Raw genomic sequence first — 15,050 nt, 5'->3', positions numbered from 1 at the left:
AGGACTCCCGGATAACGGCGCGGATGCGCCTTATCCGGGCTATTCACAACCTCAGACCGTCGCCCCGACAGCTGCAGCGTCGCCGGGGCGATCTTCGGGCGGGATTAACCGTGGCTCAATAAGCGCGGCGCCGATTCGCTCTTGCCACGTTTCATGACTCGGTTCAGTACCTCGGCTTCCAGTTCAGCCAGCCTGGCCGATCCGGTCCGCCGCGGCCGCGGAATATCGACGGCGACATCGAGGCCAATTTTCCCTTCTTCAATCAACAGCACCCGGTCCGCCATGGCCACCGCCTCACTCACATCGTGTGTGACCAGCAGTACGGTAAAACCGTATTCTTCCCACAGCGAGACGATCAGATCCTGCATCTCCAGCCGGGTTAACGCATCCAGCGCGCCCAGCGGTTCATCGAGAAGCAGCAGGCGAGGACGATGAATCAGCGCGCGGGCCAGCGCAACGCGCTGTTTTTGTCCGCCGGAGAGGGCTGCTGGCCAGTCGCCGGCGCGGTTTTCCAGGCCAACGCTGGCCAGCGCCTGCAGGGCGGCATCACGCCATTGCCCCTTCAGTCCAAGACCGACGTTGTCTATCACCGTTTTCCACGGCAGCAGCCGCGAGTCCTGGAACATCATGCGACTGTCTTCCTGGACCTGCGCCAGCGGCGTTGAGCCGGCCAGCAGCTCGCCACCATTGGGTTTTTCGAGCCCGGCCAGCAGACGCAGCAGGGTACTTTTGCCGCCGCCGCTGCGCCCGACCACCGCGACAAACTGCCCGGTCGGAATATGTAAATCCAGTGCGTTAAGAATGGTATTTTCGCCGTAGCGTTTGGTCACGCCGTTAAGCAACAGCGGGATCCCTGGGTTCAGACGGGCAGTGGTCATGCGTTGGCCTCCTGAAGATGATAAGCCGGGTTCCAGCGTAGCCAGACGCGTTCCAGCAGCTGCGCGCTGAAGTCGGCCAGTTTGCCAAGAATGGCGTAAAGAATAATGGCGACGACCACCACATCCGTTTGTAAAAACTCCCGCGCATTCATCGCCAGATAGCCGATGCCGGCGTTAGCGGAGATGGTTTCGGCGACAATCAGCGTTAACCACATCAGCCCGAGGGCGAAGCGGATGCCGACCATTATTGAGGGCAGGGCCCCCGGCAGAATCACATGGCGGAACAGGGCGAAGCCGGACAGGCCATAGCTACGCGCCATTTCCACCAGCCCGCGATCGATATTGCGGATGCCGTGCCAGGTATTAATGTAGATCGGGAACATGGTCCCCAGCGCGACGAGGAAGATCTTGGCGCTTTCATCAATGCCGAACCATAAAATAACCAGCGGAATCAACGCCAGATGCGGGACGTTACGCAGCATCTGAATCGAGGTATCCAGCAGACGCTCCCCCCAACGCGACAGACCGCTGATCAGGCCCAGCACCAGCCCGATGGAACCGCCGATGGCGAAGCCCAGCAGAGCACGCCACGAACTGATGGCCAGGTGTTGCCACAGTTCGCCGCTGGCGGAAAGCGTCCAGAAGGCCTTGAGCACCCCCTCCGGAGAGGGAAGGATGCGGGTGGATAACCAGCCCACGGAAGAGGCGAGCTGCCAGATGATGACGGTCCCCACCGGCAGAAGCCAGGGGGCAACCCGCAGCAGCAGCTTTTGCGCAGACGTAGCCATGGCGTGCTCCTTAGCTTTGTGCGACTTTGCGCGGAATAAACTCGTTTGCCACCGCCTCGCCCTGCAGACCCAGAGGTTGCGGTTGCGGAATCGACGGGATAGTGACATCCAGCAGCGGGAACAGCAGTTCGCCGACGCGATAAGCCTCTTCAAGATGCGGATAGCCGGAGAAGATGAAGCTATCGATACCCAGCGCTGCATATTCATTGATTCGTTCAGCAACGGTAGCCGCATCGCCGACCAGAGCGGTTCCCGCCCCTCCGCGTGCCAGCCCGACGCCGGCCCACAGGTTAGGGCTGATTTCAAGCTTGTCGCGCCGACCGTTGTGCAACGCGGCCATCCGCTGCTGTCCGACGGAATCGGTTTTGGCAAAGGCGGCCTGCGCCCGGGCAATGGTATCGTCATCAAGATGCGAGATGAGGCTTTCGGCCGCTTCCCAGGCCTCTTCATTGGTTTCCCGGACAATCACATGCAGACGAATACCGAAACGGACCCTACGACCGTGGCGGGCGGCTTTTTCACGCACCTGGGCGATTTTTTCCGCAACCTGCTCCGGGGGCTCTCCCCAGGTGAGATAGAGATCGACCTGCTCGGCGGCGAGATCCTGCGCCACGTCGGACGACCCGCCAAAGTAGAGCGGCGGGCGCGGCTGCTGCAGGGGAGGGAATAGCAGCTTCGCGCCGCGTACCCGCTGATGTTTTCCATTGAAGGTCACGGTTTCACCTTCCATCAGGCGGCGCCAGATATGAGTAAATTCAGCAGAGGCTTCGTAACGTTCGGTATGGTCGAGGAAAACTCCGTCGCCGGCGAGCTCCTGCGGATCGCTGCCGGTCACCAGGTTAAACAACGCCCGGCCGTTAGACAGGCGGTCGAGCGTCGCGGCCTGGCGGGCGGCGACAGTCGGGGAGGTCACGCTCGGGCGCAGGGCGACAAGAAATTTCAGACGCTGGGTGACGGGAATCATCGAAGCAGCAACCAGCCACGCATCTTCACAGGAACGTCCGGTCGGGATCAGGACGCCGGTAAAACCGAGGCGATCCGCGGTTTGCGCAATTTGCTGCAGGTAGCCGTAATCAACCGGGCGGGCGCCCTCTTCAGTCCCCAGGTAGCGACCATCACCGTGGGTCGGTAAAAACCAGAACATATTCAGACTCATGATTTTGCTCCTTGTGCGGTTGCGGGCAGCCAGATGCGGGTACGGATGTCGACTTTTTTCGGCACCAGCTTATTCTCGTAGAACAGATCGGCGGTTTGCTGTTGCCGGGCGGCGGTTTCGCTACTGACCGGAGTGATGGTGGTCGGCGGCCGATGATCCAGATAGCTGGCGATCACCGTTTCAGGGAGTCCCATCGTTTTTGCCAGCAGGGTAATGCTCTGCGGGCGTTGGCTCAGCGTCAGGGCATCCGCCTGGCTGAATGTATCGAGCACGCCGCTAATAAAGGCGCCGTTCTTTTCTGCATAGGGGCGTGAAGCCAGATAGAAAGAGCCGGTTTGTTTCAGATCGGTTCCGTCTTTAAGCACCCGGGCGCTCGCTTGTTGCAGAGCGGCTGAATAGTAGGGATCCCAGATAGCCCAGGCATCAACATTGCCCTGTTGAAACGCCGCGCGGGCGTCCGCGGGGGCAAGATAAACGGGCTGAATATCGCTGAATTTCAGTCCCGCCTGCTGCAATGCCCTTAGCAGCAGGTTGTGGGAGCTGGAGCCTTTCTGAAACGCGACTTTGCGACCCTTCAGTTCAGCGACGGTTTTGATTGGGCTATTTTCCGCAACCAGAATCACTTCCGCTTTTGGCTTCGGCGGTTCCGAGCCGACGTAAACCAGATCGGCTCCGGCGGCCTGGGCGAAAATCGGTGGGATATCGCCGGTACTCCCCAGATCGATACTGCCGACGTTTAGCGCTTCAAGCATTTGCGGACCGGCGGGAAATTCTACCCAGGAGATGTTGGTGTTCGGGTAGCGCTTTTCCAGCAGCTGATGGCTTTTAGCCAGCACCATACTGACGCTGCCTTTTTGGTAGCCGATGCGCAGCGCGTCCGGCGCGGATTGTGCGGCATGGCTCAGGGCCGATAGCGTCAGCAACCCGCCCAGCGCGAGAGTCCTGAAAAGGTTATGCATGTTCCACCCCGCGGAGGGTCTTGAGCGCGGGAGCGCGGCTGGTCGGGCGATGCAGCGCCTGCCAGAAGGTCTCCAGCGCCAGATCGAGCCGCCCCTGCAGATTAGGGGTAAACTGCGGTTTATGTTGATAGTCGGTAACCTGGCTATCGTCGGCAAACACTCCGTGCAGAATCTCCTGCGCTTTCAGGGCGTTGAGCACCGGCTTCAGTGCATAATCCACCGCCAGCATGTGGGCGATCGTGCCGCCGGTCGCCAGCGGCAGGACGATTTTTCCCTCCAGCGCCCGTTCCGGGAGCAGGTCGAGCAGCGTCTTCAGCGCGCCGGAAAAAGAGGCTTTATAGACCGGGGTAGCGATGATAAGCCCGTCGGCGCCTGCCAGCTGTTCATTCAGCGTATGTAATGCCGGGTTATCGAAGCGAGCATACAGCAGGTCTTCCGGAGCAAAATTTTGCAGATGCCAGTGGCAGACTTCAACATCTGCCGCGGAGAGCGTCTCTCTGGCATATTCCAGAAGCGCGCTGGAACGGGAAGGGTAACGCGGACTGCCCGCAAGTGTAATGACACGCATCTTCTCTCTCCTTATAACCAAATGTTTGCATTTATCTATAATTGATAACATTTAATGGCAGTGTGACAGAGCCGATTTATTTCCCTAAATGATTTTTCCACCCTAGTTTTGTCAGAAATTGCATAACGCGGGGGAGAAAAGTAAACGTTTGCGTTGGATGCGAGATTTTTTGTCGTAGGTCAATTCCCTTTCAGGCGTCGATCGAACATAATACGCCCCCGGTTTGCACACCGGGAATCCAGGAGAGTTCATGTACTACCCCTTCGTTCGTAAAGCCCTTTTTCAGCTCGATCCTGAGCGCGCTCATGAAGTTACTTTTCAACAATTACGCCGTGTATCAGGTACGCCGCTGGAAATGCTGGTCCGTCAGAAGGTACCGTCCAAACCGGTCACCTGCATGGGTCTCACGTTTAAAAATCCGCTGGGTCTGGCCGCTGGGCTGGACAAGAACGGCGAGTGCATTGATGCGCTCGGCGCCATGGGTTTTGGCTCCATTGAAATTGGTACCGTAACGCCGCGTCCGCAGCCGGGGAACGATAAGCCGAGGATCTTCCGTCTGGTGGATGCCGAAGGTTTGATCAACCGCATGGGCTTTAATAACCACGGTGTTGATAACCTGGTTGAGAACGTTAAAAAGGCGCATTTTGACGGTATTCTCGGTATTAATATCGGTAAGAATAAAGATACGCCGGTTGAGCAGGGTAAAGATGATTATCTGATTTGTATGGAAAAAGTCTATCCGTATGCCGGGTATATCGCCATTAATATCTCTTCACCGAATACCCCAGGCCTGCGCACCTTACAATACGGCGATGCCCTGGATGATTTACTCTCTGGTATTAAAAATAAGCAGCTTGAGCTGCAGCAAAAGCATCAGAAATATGTTCCAGTCGCTGTGAAGATCGCGCCGGATCTTTCTCTTGAGGAATTGATCCAGGTGGCCGATAGTTTAGTTCGTCATAATATTGATGGCGTCATTGCCACCAATACTACCCTCGATCGTTCGCTGGTCCAGGGAATGAAATTCTGTGATGAAACCGGTGGTCTCAGCGGTCGTCCGTTGCAATTAAAGAGTACGGAAATTATCCGTATGCTGGCGACAGAATTAAATGGTCGTTTGCCCATTATCGGAGTCGGAGGGATTGACTCGGTGATCGCGGCACGGGAAAAAATCGCCGCCGGTGCCAGCCTTGTCCAGATTTATTCCGGATTTATTTTTAAAGGCCCTCCGCTGATTAAAGAAATTGTTACCCATATCTAATCTTTTCCCCCTCTGATCCCCCCCAGGGCTTTATTTCCGGCCCTGGTTGTTTTATATTCCTTCATTGTTGCTTATTTAGACATTTTAGTCTTTTCTTAATTTTGGAAATTATTCTGCTGCAGGATGCTATTGCATAAGAGATGCACGGGAAAGAGGACGGGGGAACGATGCGAATTAAACCTGACGATAACTGGCGTTGGTATTACGATGAAGAGCACGATCGTATGATGCTCGATTTGGCCAATGGTATGTTGTTCCGTTCGCGGTTTGCGCGTCGAATGTTGACGCCCGACGCCTTCTCACCTTCCGGATTCTGTGTTGACGATGCCGCGCTGTATTTCTCTTTTGAAGAAAAATGTCGCGATATCGAGTTATCTAAAGAGCAGCGCGCGGAATTAGTTCTCAACGCGCTGGTCGCCATTCGCTTCCTGAAACCGCAGATGCCAAAAAGCTGGCACTTCACAACGCATGAGGTCTCCTGGCAGCCCGCCACCGGCGATGCCGCCAGCGCCTGGCTCAGCGATAGCGGACAGCAGGTTAATCTGCTGGTGGTTGAACCGGGTGAAAATGCCGCGCTCTGTCTGTTGGCGCAGCCGGGCGTGACGGTCGCCGGGCGAGTCATGCAGCTGGGGGATGTGATTAAAATCATGAATGACAGGCTGCAACCGGCGCAGGGTATGACCAGCTACAGCCTGGGTCAGGCGGTCTAAAACGCGCTAAGGCGCCAGCCGTAAGGCCGTTTTCGGTATACAGCTACAGCACAGAATCGTACCATCGCCAGCGACCGCGTTTTTCTTCAACGGGCTGACCTCGCCTTCTTCCAGTCTGATGCGGCAGCTGCCGCAAATCCCAGCCCGACAAGAGTAGGGGATGCGAATGCCTTTTTGCTCCAGCTGCTCCAGCAATACCTGCTGATTATTGCCGCTAAACCGCTGCCCCTGCCATTCAATTTCAATGACCGCATCCGGCTGTGCGACAACCGCCGGCGTATCGTCGCTCTCGCCTGCGCCGTAGGCTTTTGCCGGGCCGCGAGTCAGCACTTCCACTTCATCGCCCACGCGCACGACGCCGCTGTTGCGGGCAATCAGGTTTTGCCCAAAATCGACATCGCCGTTATCCAGCGCGGTGCGGAACTGCTGCAGCGTGGCCAGCGGTTCACCGGAGGGATGCTTTTGCCCCCGTTCCGGACTGACGGTCGTCAGCACGCAGCGGCTACATGGTTTGGCGACGTCAAAAACCACGTCACCAATGCGAATCACTTTCCAGGTATCCTCTTCCCAGGCCGCCGCGCCGATCACCACCAGATTAGGGCGAAACTGCTCCATTCGTACGCTGGCCGGACAGCGTTGTTGCAGATCGCGCAGTGAGGCTTCGTTAGCCAGCAGATAGGGGAAACCATCGGCGAAGGTGAGTGGGACGGCATCATGGCGCTTCACCCGCCGGGTGAGGTGAGGGCCTAACCAGCGGAGCTGAACATCGCGGTTAAAGAAACCGCTGAGCCACTGGTTGACCGATGGCGGAGCAATCAGCGCGGTGAAGTGATTCCCCCATACCTCGGTAGGCGCACCCTGCGCTGAAAAATCGCTGAAGCGCACTATCGCGCTGCTGCCGTCTACCGCCGTCAGATGAATACCGTCGTGCAGCGGGGATGGCGTAAACTTCACCATCTGTGGAAACTGGCGGGCAGTAATAAAGGTGCCATCGGTTTCCGTCACCATAAAGGCGCGATCGAAGGCCAGGCCGCTGATATCGGCAAACGCGTGCGTCAGACCAATTCCACGCATGGATTTGACGGGATGAATAAAAAGTCGCGATAGCGTTATCATGCGCTGCCTCTGGGCTTAAAAATAAGCCTTTAACTTTATGACATGGGGCGCATATTGGCTATAATGCGCAACAATTTTCTTTTAGTAAAAGTGACGATATGAATTCTCTGTTTGCCAGTACGGCTCGTGGCCTTGAAGAGCTGTTAAAAACTGAACTGGAAGCACTTGGCGCGGTGGACTGCCAGGTTGTCCAGGGCGGGGTCCATTTTCAGGGGGATACGCGCCTGTTGTATCAAAGCCTGATGTGGAGCCGACTGGCTTCGCGCATCATGCTGCCGCTGGGCCAGTGTAGCGTGTATAGCGACCTGGATCTGTACCTCGGTGTGCAGGCCATTCCATGGACGGAGATTTTCACCCCTGACGCCACCTTCGCCGTCCATTTTAGCGGGCTGAACGATGAGATTCGCAACAGTCAGTACGGGGCGTTAAAGGTTAAAGATGCGATCGTCGATAGCTTCACGCGTAAAAATCTGCCGCGGCCAAACGTCGATCGTGAAAACCCCGATCTGCGGATTAATGTCTGGCTGAATAAAGAGACGGCGCACATTTCACTCGATCTCAGCGGCGAAGGTCTGCACCTGCGCGGCTACCGCGACGGCACCGGCATGGCGCCGATCAAAGAGACGCTCGCTTCGGCGATCGTCATGCGCTCTGGCTGGGTTCCGGGAACGCCGCTGCTCGATCCTATGTGCGGCTCCGGTACGCTGCTGATTGAAGCCGCTATGCTGGCGACCGACCGCGCACCGGGTCTGCATCGCGGTCACTGGGGCTTCAACGGCTGGCTGCAGCACGATGACGCGGTCTGGAAAGAGGTGAAGGCCGAAGCACAGACCCGCGCACGTAAAGGGCTGGCGGCCTATGAGTCGCGTTTCTATGGCTCTGATGTCGATGCCCGCGTCATTGAACGCGCGCGCAGCAACGCCCGTCGCGCGGGCGTCGGCGAACTGATTACATTTGAAGCGAAAGATGTTGCCCAACTCAGCAATCCGCTGCCAAAAGGCCCGTACGGGACCGTTATCAGCAACCCGCCGTACGGCGAACGTCTTGAAAGCGAGCCGGCGCTGATTGCCCTGCATAGCCTGCTTGGTCGGACGATGAAAACCCAGTTTGGCGGCTGGAATCTGTCGCTGTTCAGCGCATCGCCGGAGCTTCTGAGCTGCCTGCAATTGCGTGCGGACAAGCAGTTTAAAGCCAAGAACGGCCCGCTGGACTGCGTACAGAAGAATTACCATCTGGCGGAAAACGACGGCAGCGGCGCGGTCTCCCTGGCGGAAGATTTCGCTAACCGCCTGCGCAAAAATCTGAAGAAATACGAGAAATGGGCGCGTCAGGAAGGGATCGAGTGTTACCGGCTGTATGATGCCGATCTGCCGGAGTATAACGTCGCGATCGACCGCTACGGCGAGTGGGTTGTGGTACAGGAGTATGCGCCGCCGAAAACGGTTGATGCGCATAAAGCGCGTCAGCGTCTGTTCGATATTATCGCCGCAACGATCTCCGTGCTTGGCATTGCGCCGAATAAGCTGGTGTTGAAAACCCGCGAGCGGCAGAAAGGGAAAAACCAGTATCAGAAAATGGCCGAGAAGGGCGATTTCCTCGAGGTTCAGGAGTATAACGCGCGTCTGTGGGTCAACCTGACCGACTATCTGGATACCGGTCTGTTCCTTGACCACCGTATTGCGCGTCGCATGCTGGGCCAGATGAGCAAAGGGAAAGACTTCCTCAACCTTTTCGCCTACACCGGCAGCGCCAGCGTTCATGCCGGCCTCGGCGGGGCGCGTTCAACGACCACCGTCGATATGTCGCGAACTTATCTTGAATGGGCCGAACGTAACCTGCGCCTCAACGGCTTAACCGGGCGCGCGCATCGCCTGATGCAGGCTGACGTGCTGGGCTGGCTGCGCGAGAGCGATGAGCAGTTCGATCTGATCTTTATCGATCCGCCGACGTTCTCTAACTCAAAACGCATGGAAGATGCCTTCGACGTGCAGCGCGACCACCTGCGTCTGATGACGGATCTCAAACGTCTGCTGCGTAAAGGCGGCACGATTATGTTCTCGAATAACAAACGCGGTTTCCGTATGGATCATGACGGGCTGGCGCAGCTGGGGCTGAAAGCGCAAGAAATTACCCAAAAAACGCTGTCTCAGGATTTCGCCCGTAACCGTCAGATCCACAACTGCTGGCTGATTACTGCAGCCTGAAAGGAATAAAGAATGTCATTAATTAGTATGCATGGTGCCTGGCTCTCCTTCAGCGACTCTCCGCTGCTGGATAATGCCGAGTTGCATATCGAAGATAACGAACGCGTCTGTCTGGTCGGGCGCAACGGCGCGGGCAAATCCACCCTGATGAAAATCCTTAACCGGGAGCAGGGGCTGGATGACGGGCGCATTATTTATGAGCTGGATCTGGTGGTCGCGCGACTGCAGCAGGATCCGCCGCGTAATGTGAGCGGAACCGTCTATGATTTCGTTGCCGAAGGCATCGCCGAGCAGGCGGCCTATCTCAAAGGCTATCACGATGTTTCGCAGTTGGTGATGACCGACCCGAGCGACAAGAACCTGAATGAACTGGCGCGTCTGCAGGAGCAGCTGGACAATTTAGGGCTGTGGCAGCTCGACAGCCGTATTAACGAAGTGCTGGAGCAGCTTAATCTCGATGCCAACGCCGAGCTCTCCTCGCTCTCCGGCGGCTGGCTGCGTAAAGCGGCTCTCGGCCGCGCCCTGGTCAGCGGGCCGCGCGTGCTGCTGCTCGATGAACCGACCAACCACCTGGATATTGAAACCATTGACTGGCTGGAAGGTTTCCTCAAGACCTTCAAAGGGACCATTATTTTCATCTCGCACGACCGTTCCTTTATTCGCAACATGGCGACGCGGATTGTCGATCTCGATCGCGGCAAGCTGGTGACCTACCCGGGGAACTACGATCAGTATCTGCTGGATAAAGAAGAAGCGCTGCGCGTGGAAGAGCTCCAGAATGCGGAATTCGATCGTAAGCTGGCGCAGGAAGAGGTGTGGATCCGTCAGGGGATCAAAGCGCGTCGTACCCGTAACGAAGGGCGTGTGCGGGCACTGAAAGCCATGCGCCGCGAACGTGGCGAGCGCCGTGAAGTGATGGGCAGCGCGAAGATGCAGGTCGAAGAGGCTGCTCGCTCGGGTAAGATTGTCTTCGAAATGGAGAACGTCAACTACCAGGTTGATGGCAAGGTCCTGATTAAGGATTTCAGCGCCCAGATCCAGCGCGGTGACAAAATTGCCCTGATTGGCCCGAACGGCTGTGGGAAAACCACGCTGCTGAAATTGATGCTTGGTCAGCTGAAAGCGGATAGCGGACGTATTCACGTCGGGACCAAGCTGGAAGTGGCCTACTTCGACCAGCACCGCGCGGAGCTTGACCCGGATAAAACGGTGATGGACAACCTTGCGGAAGGCAAGCAGGAAGTGATGGTCAACGGTAAGCCGCGCCACGTTCTGGGCTACCTGCAGGACTTCATGTTCCATCCGAAGCGCGCGATGACACCGGTGCGCGCGCTCTCCGGCGGTGAGCGTAACCGCCTGCTGCTGGCGCGTCTGTTCCTCAAGCCCAGCAACCTGCTGATCCTCGATGAACCGACCAACGATCTGGATGTCGAAACCCTCGAACTGCTGGAAGAGCTGGTGGACGGTTATCAGGGCACCGTGATGCTGGTCAGCCACGACCGTCAATTCGTCGATAATACCGTTACCGAGTGCTGGATCTTCGAAGGGGAAGGGCGCATCGGGCAATATGTCGGCGGCTATCACGACGCCCGCGGCCAGCAAGCGCAGTATCTGGCGCAAAAGCAGCAGATTAGCAAAAAAGCGGTAGAGGTTGCTCAACCGAAAGCAGAAAGTGTCAAACGAGCATCAGGCAAACTAAGCTATAACCTGCAGCGCGAACTGGAACAGTTGCCACAACGGCTCGAAGAACTGGAAACCCAACTGCAAACCCTGCAGGAACAGGTTGCCGATCCTTCTTTCTTTGGCCAGTCCCATGATCATACGCAGCAGGTGCTGGCGCAGCTGGCCGAGGCGGAACAGGCGCTGGAAACTGCCTTTGAACGCTGGGAATATCTCGAAGGATTAAAAAACGGCGCATAAGCTGAGGAGTTTTCATGTGCGATCATCATCATGCTGCGCGGCATATCCTGTGCCCACAATGTGATTTGCTGGTGGCTTTGCCGCAGCTGGAGCATCGCCAGAAAGCCGTGTGTCCGCGCTGCGGCACGACGCTGACAACTTCGTGGGACGCGCCCCGGCAGCGTCCTACAGCCTATGCGCTGGTGGCGTTGTTTATGCTGCTGTTGGCCAATCTGTTTCCCTTTGTGGATATGAAGGTGAGCGGTCTCAGCAGCGAAATCAAGCTGCTGGAAATCCCCGGTGTGCTGTTTAGCGAAGATTACGCCAGCCTCGGCACCTTCTTTTTACTCTTCGTACAGCTGGTGCCCGCTTTTTGTCTGGTCACCATTCTGCTGCTGGTCAACCGCATTCATATGCCGCGCGCGCTAAAGGCGTTTCTGGCGCGCATTCTGTTTCACCTTAAAACCTGGGGAATGGCGGAGATTTTCCTCGCCGGGGTGCTGGTGAGCTTCGTCAAGCTGATGGCATACGGTGATATCGGCGTCGGCTTAAGCTTCGTTCCCTGGTGTTTGTTCTGCATGCTGCAGCTGCGTGCGCTGCAGTGCGTAGACCGGCGCTGGTTGTGGGACGATATTGCCCCGATGCCGGCGGTGACGCAGCCGCTGAAGATCGGCGTGACGGGGATCCGCCAGGGGCTACGTTCATGTTCGTGCTGTACCGCGGTTTTGCCCGCTGATGAAGCCGTTTGTCCCCGCTGTCAGACAAAAGGTACCGCGCGACGCAAGCATAGCCTGCAGTGGACGCTGGCCCTGCTGCTGACCTCATGCGTCCTTTATCTGCCCGCCAATATCATGCCGATCATGATTACCGATTTACTGGGCGATAAATTGCCGTCAACGATCATGGCGGGGGTGATCCTGCTGTGGAGTGAAGGCTCGTACCCGGTGGCGCTGGTGATATTTATCGCCAGTATTATGGTGCCGACGCTGAAAATGCTCGCCATTGCCTGGCTGTGCTGGAACGCTAACGGTAACGGACAGCGCGACTCGGAGCGCATGCACCTGATTTACGAAATTGTGGAGTTTGTTGGCCGCTGGTCAATGATTGATGTTTTTGTCATCGCTGTGCTCTCGGCGCTGGTGCGCATGGGAGGGTTGATGAGTATCTATCCTGCGATAGGGGCGGTGATGTTTGCGCTCGTTGTTGTCATGACAATGTTCTCAGCCATGACCTTTGACCCTCGTTTGTTGTGGGACCGTGAACCAGATTCAAGCCATGAGGAAATGCAGCAGCATGGAAAATAAGAGCGGAGAAGCGAAAGTGCAAAAGGTGAAGAACTGGTCACCCGTGTGGATCTTCCCCATCGTCACTGTGCTAATCGGCGCGTGGATTCTTTTTTATCACTACAGCCATCAAGGGCCGGAAGTGACGCTGATCACCACCAACGCTGAAGGGATTGAAGGCGGGAAAACCCGGATTAAAAGCCGCAGCGTGGATGTGGGGGTCGTCGAGAGCGCCACGTTGACCGACGATCTGACCCACGTAGAGATTAAAGCCCGGCTGAACGCCGGCATGAAGAAACTGTTGCATGAAGATTCCGTTTTTTGGGTCGTCAAACCGCAGGTAGGACGTGAAGGGATCAGCGGACTCGGTACGCTGTTGTCCGGAGCATATATTGAACTGCAGCCGGGGACGAAAGGCGGGGAGCCCGCCCGTTTCCCGCTGCTGGACTCTCCGCCGCTGGCTTCGCCGGATGCAAAAGGGATCCGTATTCTGCTGGAGAGTAATAAAGCGGGTCAGCTGTCGCCTGGCGATCCGGTACTCTTCCGTGGCTATCGCGTTGGATCAGTGGAAACCAGCTCCTTTGATGCCCAAAAGCGCAGCATCACCTATCAGCTGTTTATCAATGCGCCCAACGATCGTCTGGTAACAACCAACGTCCGCTTCTGGAAAGACAGCGGTATTGCGGTCGATCTCTCCTCATCCGGGATGCGCGTGGAGATGGGATCGCTGGCGACCCTGTTCGGCGGCGGCGTCAGCTTTGATATCCCGGAAGGTCTGGATATGGGCGAGCCGGTGGCGAACAAAACGGGTTACCATCTGTTTGACGATCAGAAGAGCATTCAGGATTCCGTCTTTACCCAGCATATTGATTACGTCATGTTCTTTAAAGACTCGGTGCGCGGACTGCAGCCGGGGGCTCCGGTCGAGTTCCGTGGAATCCGCCTGGGTACCGTCGGTAAAGTGCCGTTCTTTATTCCAGGACTGTATCAGCACCTGAATGAAGACTATCGTATCCCGGTAGAGGTTCGTATTGAACCAGAACGGCTGATCAGTCAGCTCGGCGGCGATCCAAATATCCGTACGCATATTGATGATCTGATTAATCGTGGCCTGCGGGGATCGCTGAAAACAGGGAACCTGGTGACCGGTGCGCTGTATATCGATCTCGACTTCTATCCGAAGGCGCCTCCGCGCGGCAAGATTCAGGAGTTTGGATCCTATCCGATCATTCCAACAATCAGCGGTGGTCTGGCGCAGATCCAGCAGCGCCTGATGGAAGCGCTGGATAAGATTAACAACCTGCCGATAAATCCGCTGTTGGAACAAGCGACCACCACGCTGGCGCAAAGTGAAAAAACGATGCAGCATGTTCAGACCACGCTGGATAGCCTGAACAAGATAGCGGCAAGCCCGTCAATGCAGCAGCTTCCTGGCGATATGCAGAATACGCTGCGCGAACTGAACCGCAGTATGCAGGGCTTCCAGCCAGGCTCGGCGGCATACAATAAAATGGTGGCCGATATGCAGCGACTGGATCAGGTTCTTCGCGAACTGCAGCCGGTACTGAAAACGCTCAATGATAAGAGCAATGCGCTGGTATTCGAGGCCAAGGATAAGAAAGATCCTCAGCCGAAGGGAGCGAAATAATGAAAAAATGGCTAATTGTGGCTGCGGCCTGCGCGTTGGCGGCCTGCAGCAGTGGGGAAAATAAAACCTACTATCAGCTTCCGGTTGTACAAAGCGGCGCGCAAAGCGCCGCCCACCAGAGCAGAAATCTGCTGTGGGTTGAACAGGTCAGTATCCCGGATTATCTGGCGGGCAACGGGGTGGTCTATCAAACCAGTGACGTGCAGTATGTCATTGCCAATAACAATCTGTGGGCCAGCCCGCTCGATCAGCAGCTGCGTACGACGCTGGTGGCGAATCTGAGTGCTCAACTTCCGGGCTGGGTGGTTGCTTCACAGCCTCTGGGCAGCGAACAGGATACGCTCAACGTGGCGGTTAATGGCTTCCATGGCCGTTACGATGGCCGGGTCATTGTCAGCGGTGAGTGGTTGCTCAAGCATCAGGGGCAGCTGATTAAGCGTCCGTTCAATATTGAGCTTAAGCAGCAGCAGGATGGCTATGATGCGATGGTGAAGACCCTGGCTCAGGCCTGGTCTCAGGAAGCCACGGCAATTGCCAGCGAATTGAATCGCCTGCCATAAGCAAAATGAATGAAAATGAA

General features: G+C 56.6%; 13 protein-coding genes. 7 read left to right on the top strand and 6 right to left on the bottom strand.

Annotated features, from left to right (window positions below):
• Positions 1-104: 104 nt before the first annotated feature.
• The 5 genes from ssuB to ssuE are packed head-to-tail and all read right to left on the bottom strand — an operon-like array spanning position 105 to position 4,349.
• Complete coding sequence (gene ssuB / locus Q1L34_RS17605) at positions 105-878, bottom strand: aliphatic sulfonates ABC transporter ATP-binding protein (protein ID WP_004860120.1); 774 nt, start codon at positions 876-878, stop codon at positions 105-107.
• Positions 875-1,666: an aliphatic sulfonate ABC transporter permease SsuC gene (gene ssuC, locus Q1L34_RS17600; RefSeq protein ID WP_004860122.1), complete on the bottom strand. Its 792-nt coding sequence runs from the start codon at positions 1,664-1,666 to the stop codon at positions 875-877. The genes ssuB and ssuC overlap by 4 nt, the downstream gene beginning before the upstream one ends.
• A 10-nt stretch (positions 1,667-1,676) precedes the next feature.
• On the bottom strand, positions 1,677-2,822 hold the full coding sequence (gene ssuD, locus Q1L34_RS17595; RefSeq protein WP_015584716.1) for an FMNH2-dependent alkanesulfonate monooxygenase: 1,146 nt from the start codon (positions 2,820-2,822) through the stop codon (positions 1,677-1,679).
• Positions 2,819-3,781, bottom strand: coding sequence for a sulfonate ABC transporter substrate-binding protein (locus Q1L34_RS17590; protein WP_075808834.1), 963 nt, complete (start codon positions 3,779-3,781; stop codon positions 2,819-2,821). Before Q1L34_RS17590 ends, ssuD begins: the two co-directional genes overlap by 4 nt.
• Positions 3,774-4,349 carry an NADPH-dependent FMN reductase gene (gene ssuE, locus Q1L34_RS17585; RefSeq protein WP_004860128.1) on the bottom strand — a complete coding sequence of 192 codons (576 nt, stop codon included), beginning with the start codon at positions 4,347-4,349 and terminating at the stop codon, positions 3,774-3,776. The genes Q1L34_RS17590 and ssuE overlap by 8 nt, the downstream gene beginning before the upstream one ends.
• Positions 4,350-4,599: 250 nt before the next feature.
• On the opposite strand from ssuE, the gene pyrD reads away from it, so the two are divergent.
• Positions 4,600-5,610 carry a quinone-dependent dihydroorotate dehydrogenase gene (pyrD, locus tag Q1L34_RS17580; protein ID WP_004860131.1) on the top strand — a complete coding sequence of 337 codons (1,011 nt, stop codon included), beginning with the start codon at positions 4,600-4,602 and terminating at the stop codon, positions 5,608-5,610.
• A gap of 167 nt (positions 5,611-5,777) precedes the next feature.
• The gene (zapC, locus tag Q1L34_RS17575) at positions 5,778-6,320 is read left to right on the top strand and encodes a cell division protein ZapC (RefSeq protein WP_004860132.1); all 543 of its coding nucleotides are present in this window, start codon (positions 5,778-5,780) and stop codon (positions 6,318-6,320) included.
• Between the two features lie 6 nt (positions 6,321-6,326).
• Here zapC and Q1L34_RS17570 read toward each other — a convergent pair whose 3' ends face one another.
• Positions 6,327-7,436, bottom strand: a complete 1,110-nt coding sequence (locus tag Q1L34_RS17570; RefSeq protein WP_054828927.1) for a YcbX family protein — start codon at positions 7,434-7,436, stop codon at positions 6,327-6,329.
• 98 nt (positions 7,437-7,534) lie between these two features.
• Between Q1L34_RS17570 and rlmKL the strand changes: the two genes are divergently transcribed.
• The 5 genes from rlmKL to pqiC are packed head-to-tail and all read left to right on the top strand — an operon-like array spanning position 7,535 to position 15,030.
• Positions 7,535-9,640 carry a bifunctional 23S rRNA (guanine(2069)-N(7))-methyltransferase RlmK/23S rRNA (guanine(2445)-N(2))-methyltransferase RlmL gene (gene rlmKL / locus Q1L34_RS17565; RefSeq protein ID WP_015584713.1) on the top strand — a complete coding sequence of 702 codons (2,106 nt, stop codon included), beginning with the start codon at positions 7,535-7,537 and terminating at the stop codon, positions 9,638-9,640.
• Between the two features lie 12 nt (positions 9,641-9,652).
• Positions 9,653-11,560, top strand: coding sequence for an ABC transporter ATP-binding protein (locus tag Q1L34_RS17560; protein ID WP_004860139.1), 1,908 nt, complete (start codon positions 9,653-9,655; stop codon positions 11,558-11,560).
• Between the two features lie 14 nt (positions 11,561-11,574).
• Entirely contained in the window at positions 11,575-12,843 is a 1,269-nt protein-coding gene (pqiA, locus tag Q1L34_RS17555) for a membrane integrity-associated transporter subunit PqiA (RefSeq protein WP_044346494.1), read from the top strand.
• The gene (pqiB, locus tag Q1L34_RS17550) at positions 12,833-14,470 is read left to right on the top strand and encodes an intermembrane transport protein PqiB (protein WP_004860144.1); all 1,638 of its coding nucleotides are present in this window, start codon (positions 12,833-12,835) and stop codon (positions 14,468-14,470) included. Before pqiA ends, pqiB begins: the two co-directional genes overlap by 11 nt.
• A complete protein-coding gene (gene pqiC / locus Q1L34_RS17545) occupies positions 14,470-15,030 on the top strand; it encodes a membrane integrity-associated transporter subunit PqiC (RefSeq protein ID WP_004860145.1) in 561 nt (186 codons plus the stop codon). Before pqiB ends, pqiC begins: the two co-directional genes overlap by 1 nt.
• The last annotated feature ends 20 nt before the right edge of the window (positions 15,031-15,050 follow it).

Origin of the sequence: Klebsiella ornithinolytica (genome assembly GCF_030505655.1) — a bacterium.
In the GTDB taxonomy this organism is placed as follows: domain Bacteria; phylum Pseudomonadota; class Gammaproteobacteria; order Enterobacterales; family Enterobacteriaceae; genus Klebsiella; species Klebsiella ornithinolytica.
This window is presented reverse-complemented; position numbering and strand designations above follow the sequence as displayed.

Excerpts from the sequence above, each read along its gene's own strand:
- rlmKL (WP_015584713.1), top strand. The coding sequence starts at position 7,535 with ATGAATTCTCTGTTTGCCAGTACGGCTCGTGGCCTTGAAGAGCTGTTA.
- ssuD (WP_015584716.1), bottom strand. The coding sequence starts at position 2,822 with ATGAGTCTGAATATGTTCTGGTTTTTACCGACCCACGGTGATGGTCGC.
- ssuC (WP_004860122.1), bottom strand. The coding sequence starts at position 1,666 with ATGGCTACGTCTGCGCAAAAGCTGCTGCTGCGGGTTGCCCCCTGGCTT.
- Q1L34_RS17590 (WP_075808834.1), bottom strand. The coding sequence starts at position 3,781 with ATGCATAACCTTTTCAGGACTCTCGCGCTGGGCGGGTTGCTGACGCTA.
- zapC (WP_004860132.1), top strand. The coding sequence starts at position 5,778 with ATGCGAATTAAACCTGACGATAACTGGCGTTGGTATTACGATGAAGAG.
- ssuB (WP_004860120.1), bottom strand. The coding sequence starts at position 878 with ATGACCACTGCCCGTCTGAACCCAGGGATCCCGCTGTTGCTTAACGGC.
- ssuE (WP_004860128.1), bottom strand. The coding sequence starts at position 4,349 with ATGCGTGTCATTACACTTGCGGGCAGTCCGCGTTACCCTTCCCGTTCC.
- Q1L34_RS17570 (WP_054828927.1), bottom strand. The coding sequence starts at position 7,436 with ATGATAACGCTATCGCGACTTTTTATTCATCCCGTCAAATCCATGCGT.
- Q1L34_RS17560 (WP_004860139.1), top strand. The coding sequence starts at position 9,653 with ATGTCATTAATTAGTATGCATGGTGCCTGGCTCTCCTTCAGCGACTCT.
- pqiC (WP_004860145.1), top strand. The coding sequence starts at position 14,470 with ATGAAAAAATGGCTAATTGTGGCTGCGGCCTGCGCGTTGGCGGCCTGC.
- pqiA (WP_044346494.1), top strand. The coding sequence starts at position 11,575 with ATGTGCGATCATCATCATGCTGCGCGGCATATCCTGTGCCCACAATGT.
- pqiB (WP_004860144.1), top strand. The coding sequence starts at position 12,833 with ATGGAAAATAAGAGCGGAGAAGCGAAAGTGCAAAAGGTGAAGAACTGG.
- pyrD (WP_004860131.1), top strand. The coding sequence starts at position 4,600 with ATGTACTACCCCTTCGTTCGTAAAGCCCTTTTTCAGCTCGATCCTGAG.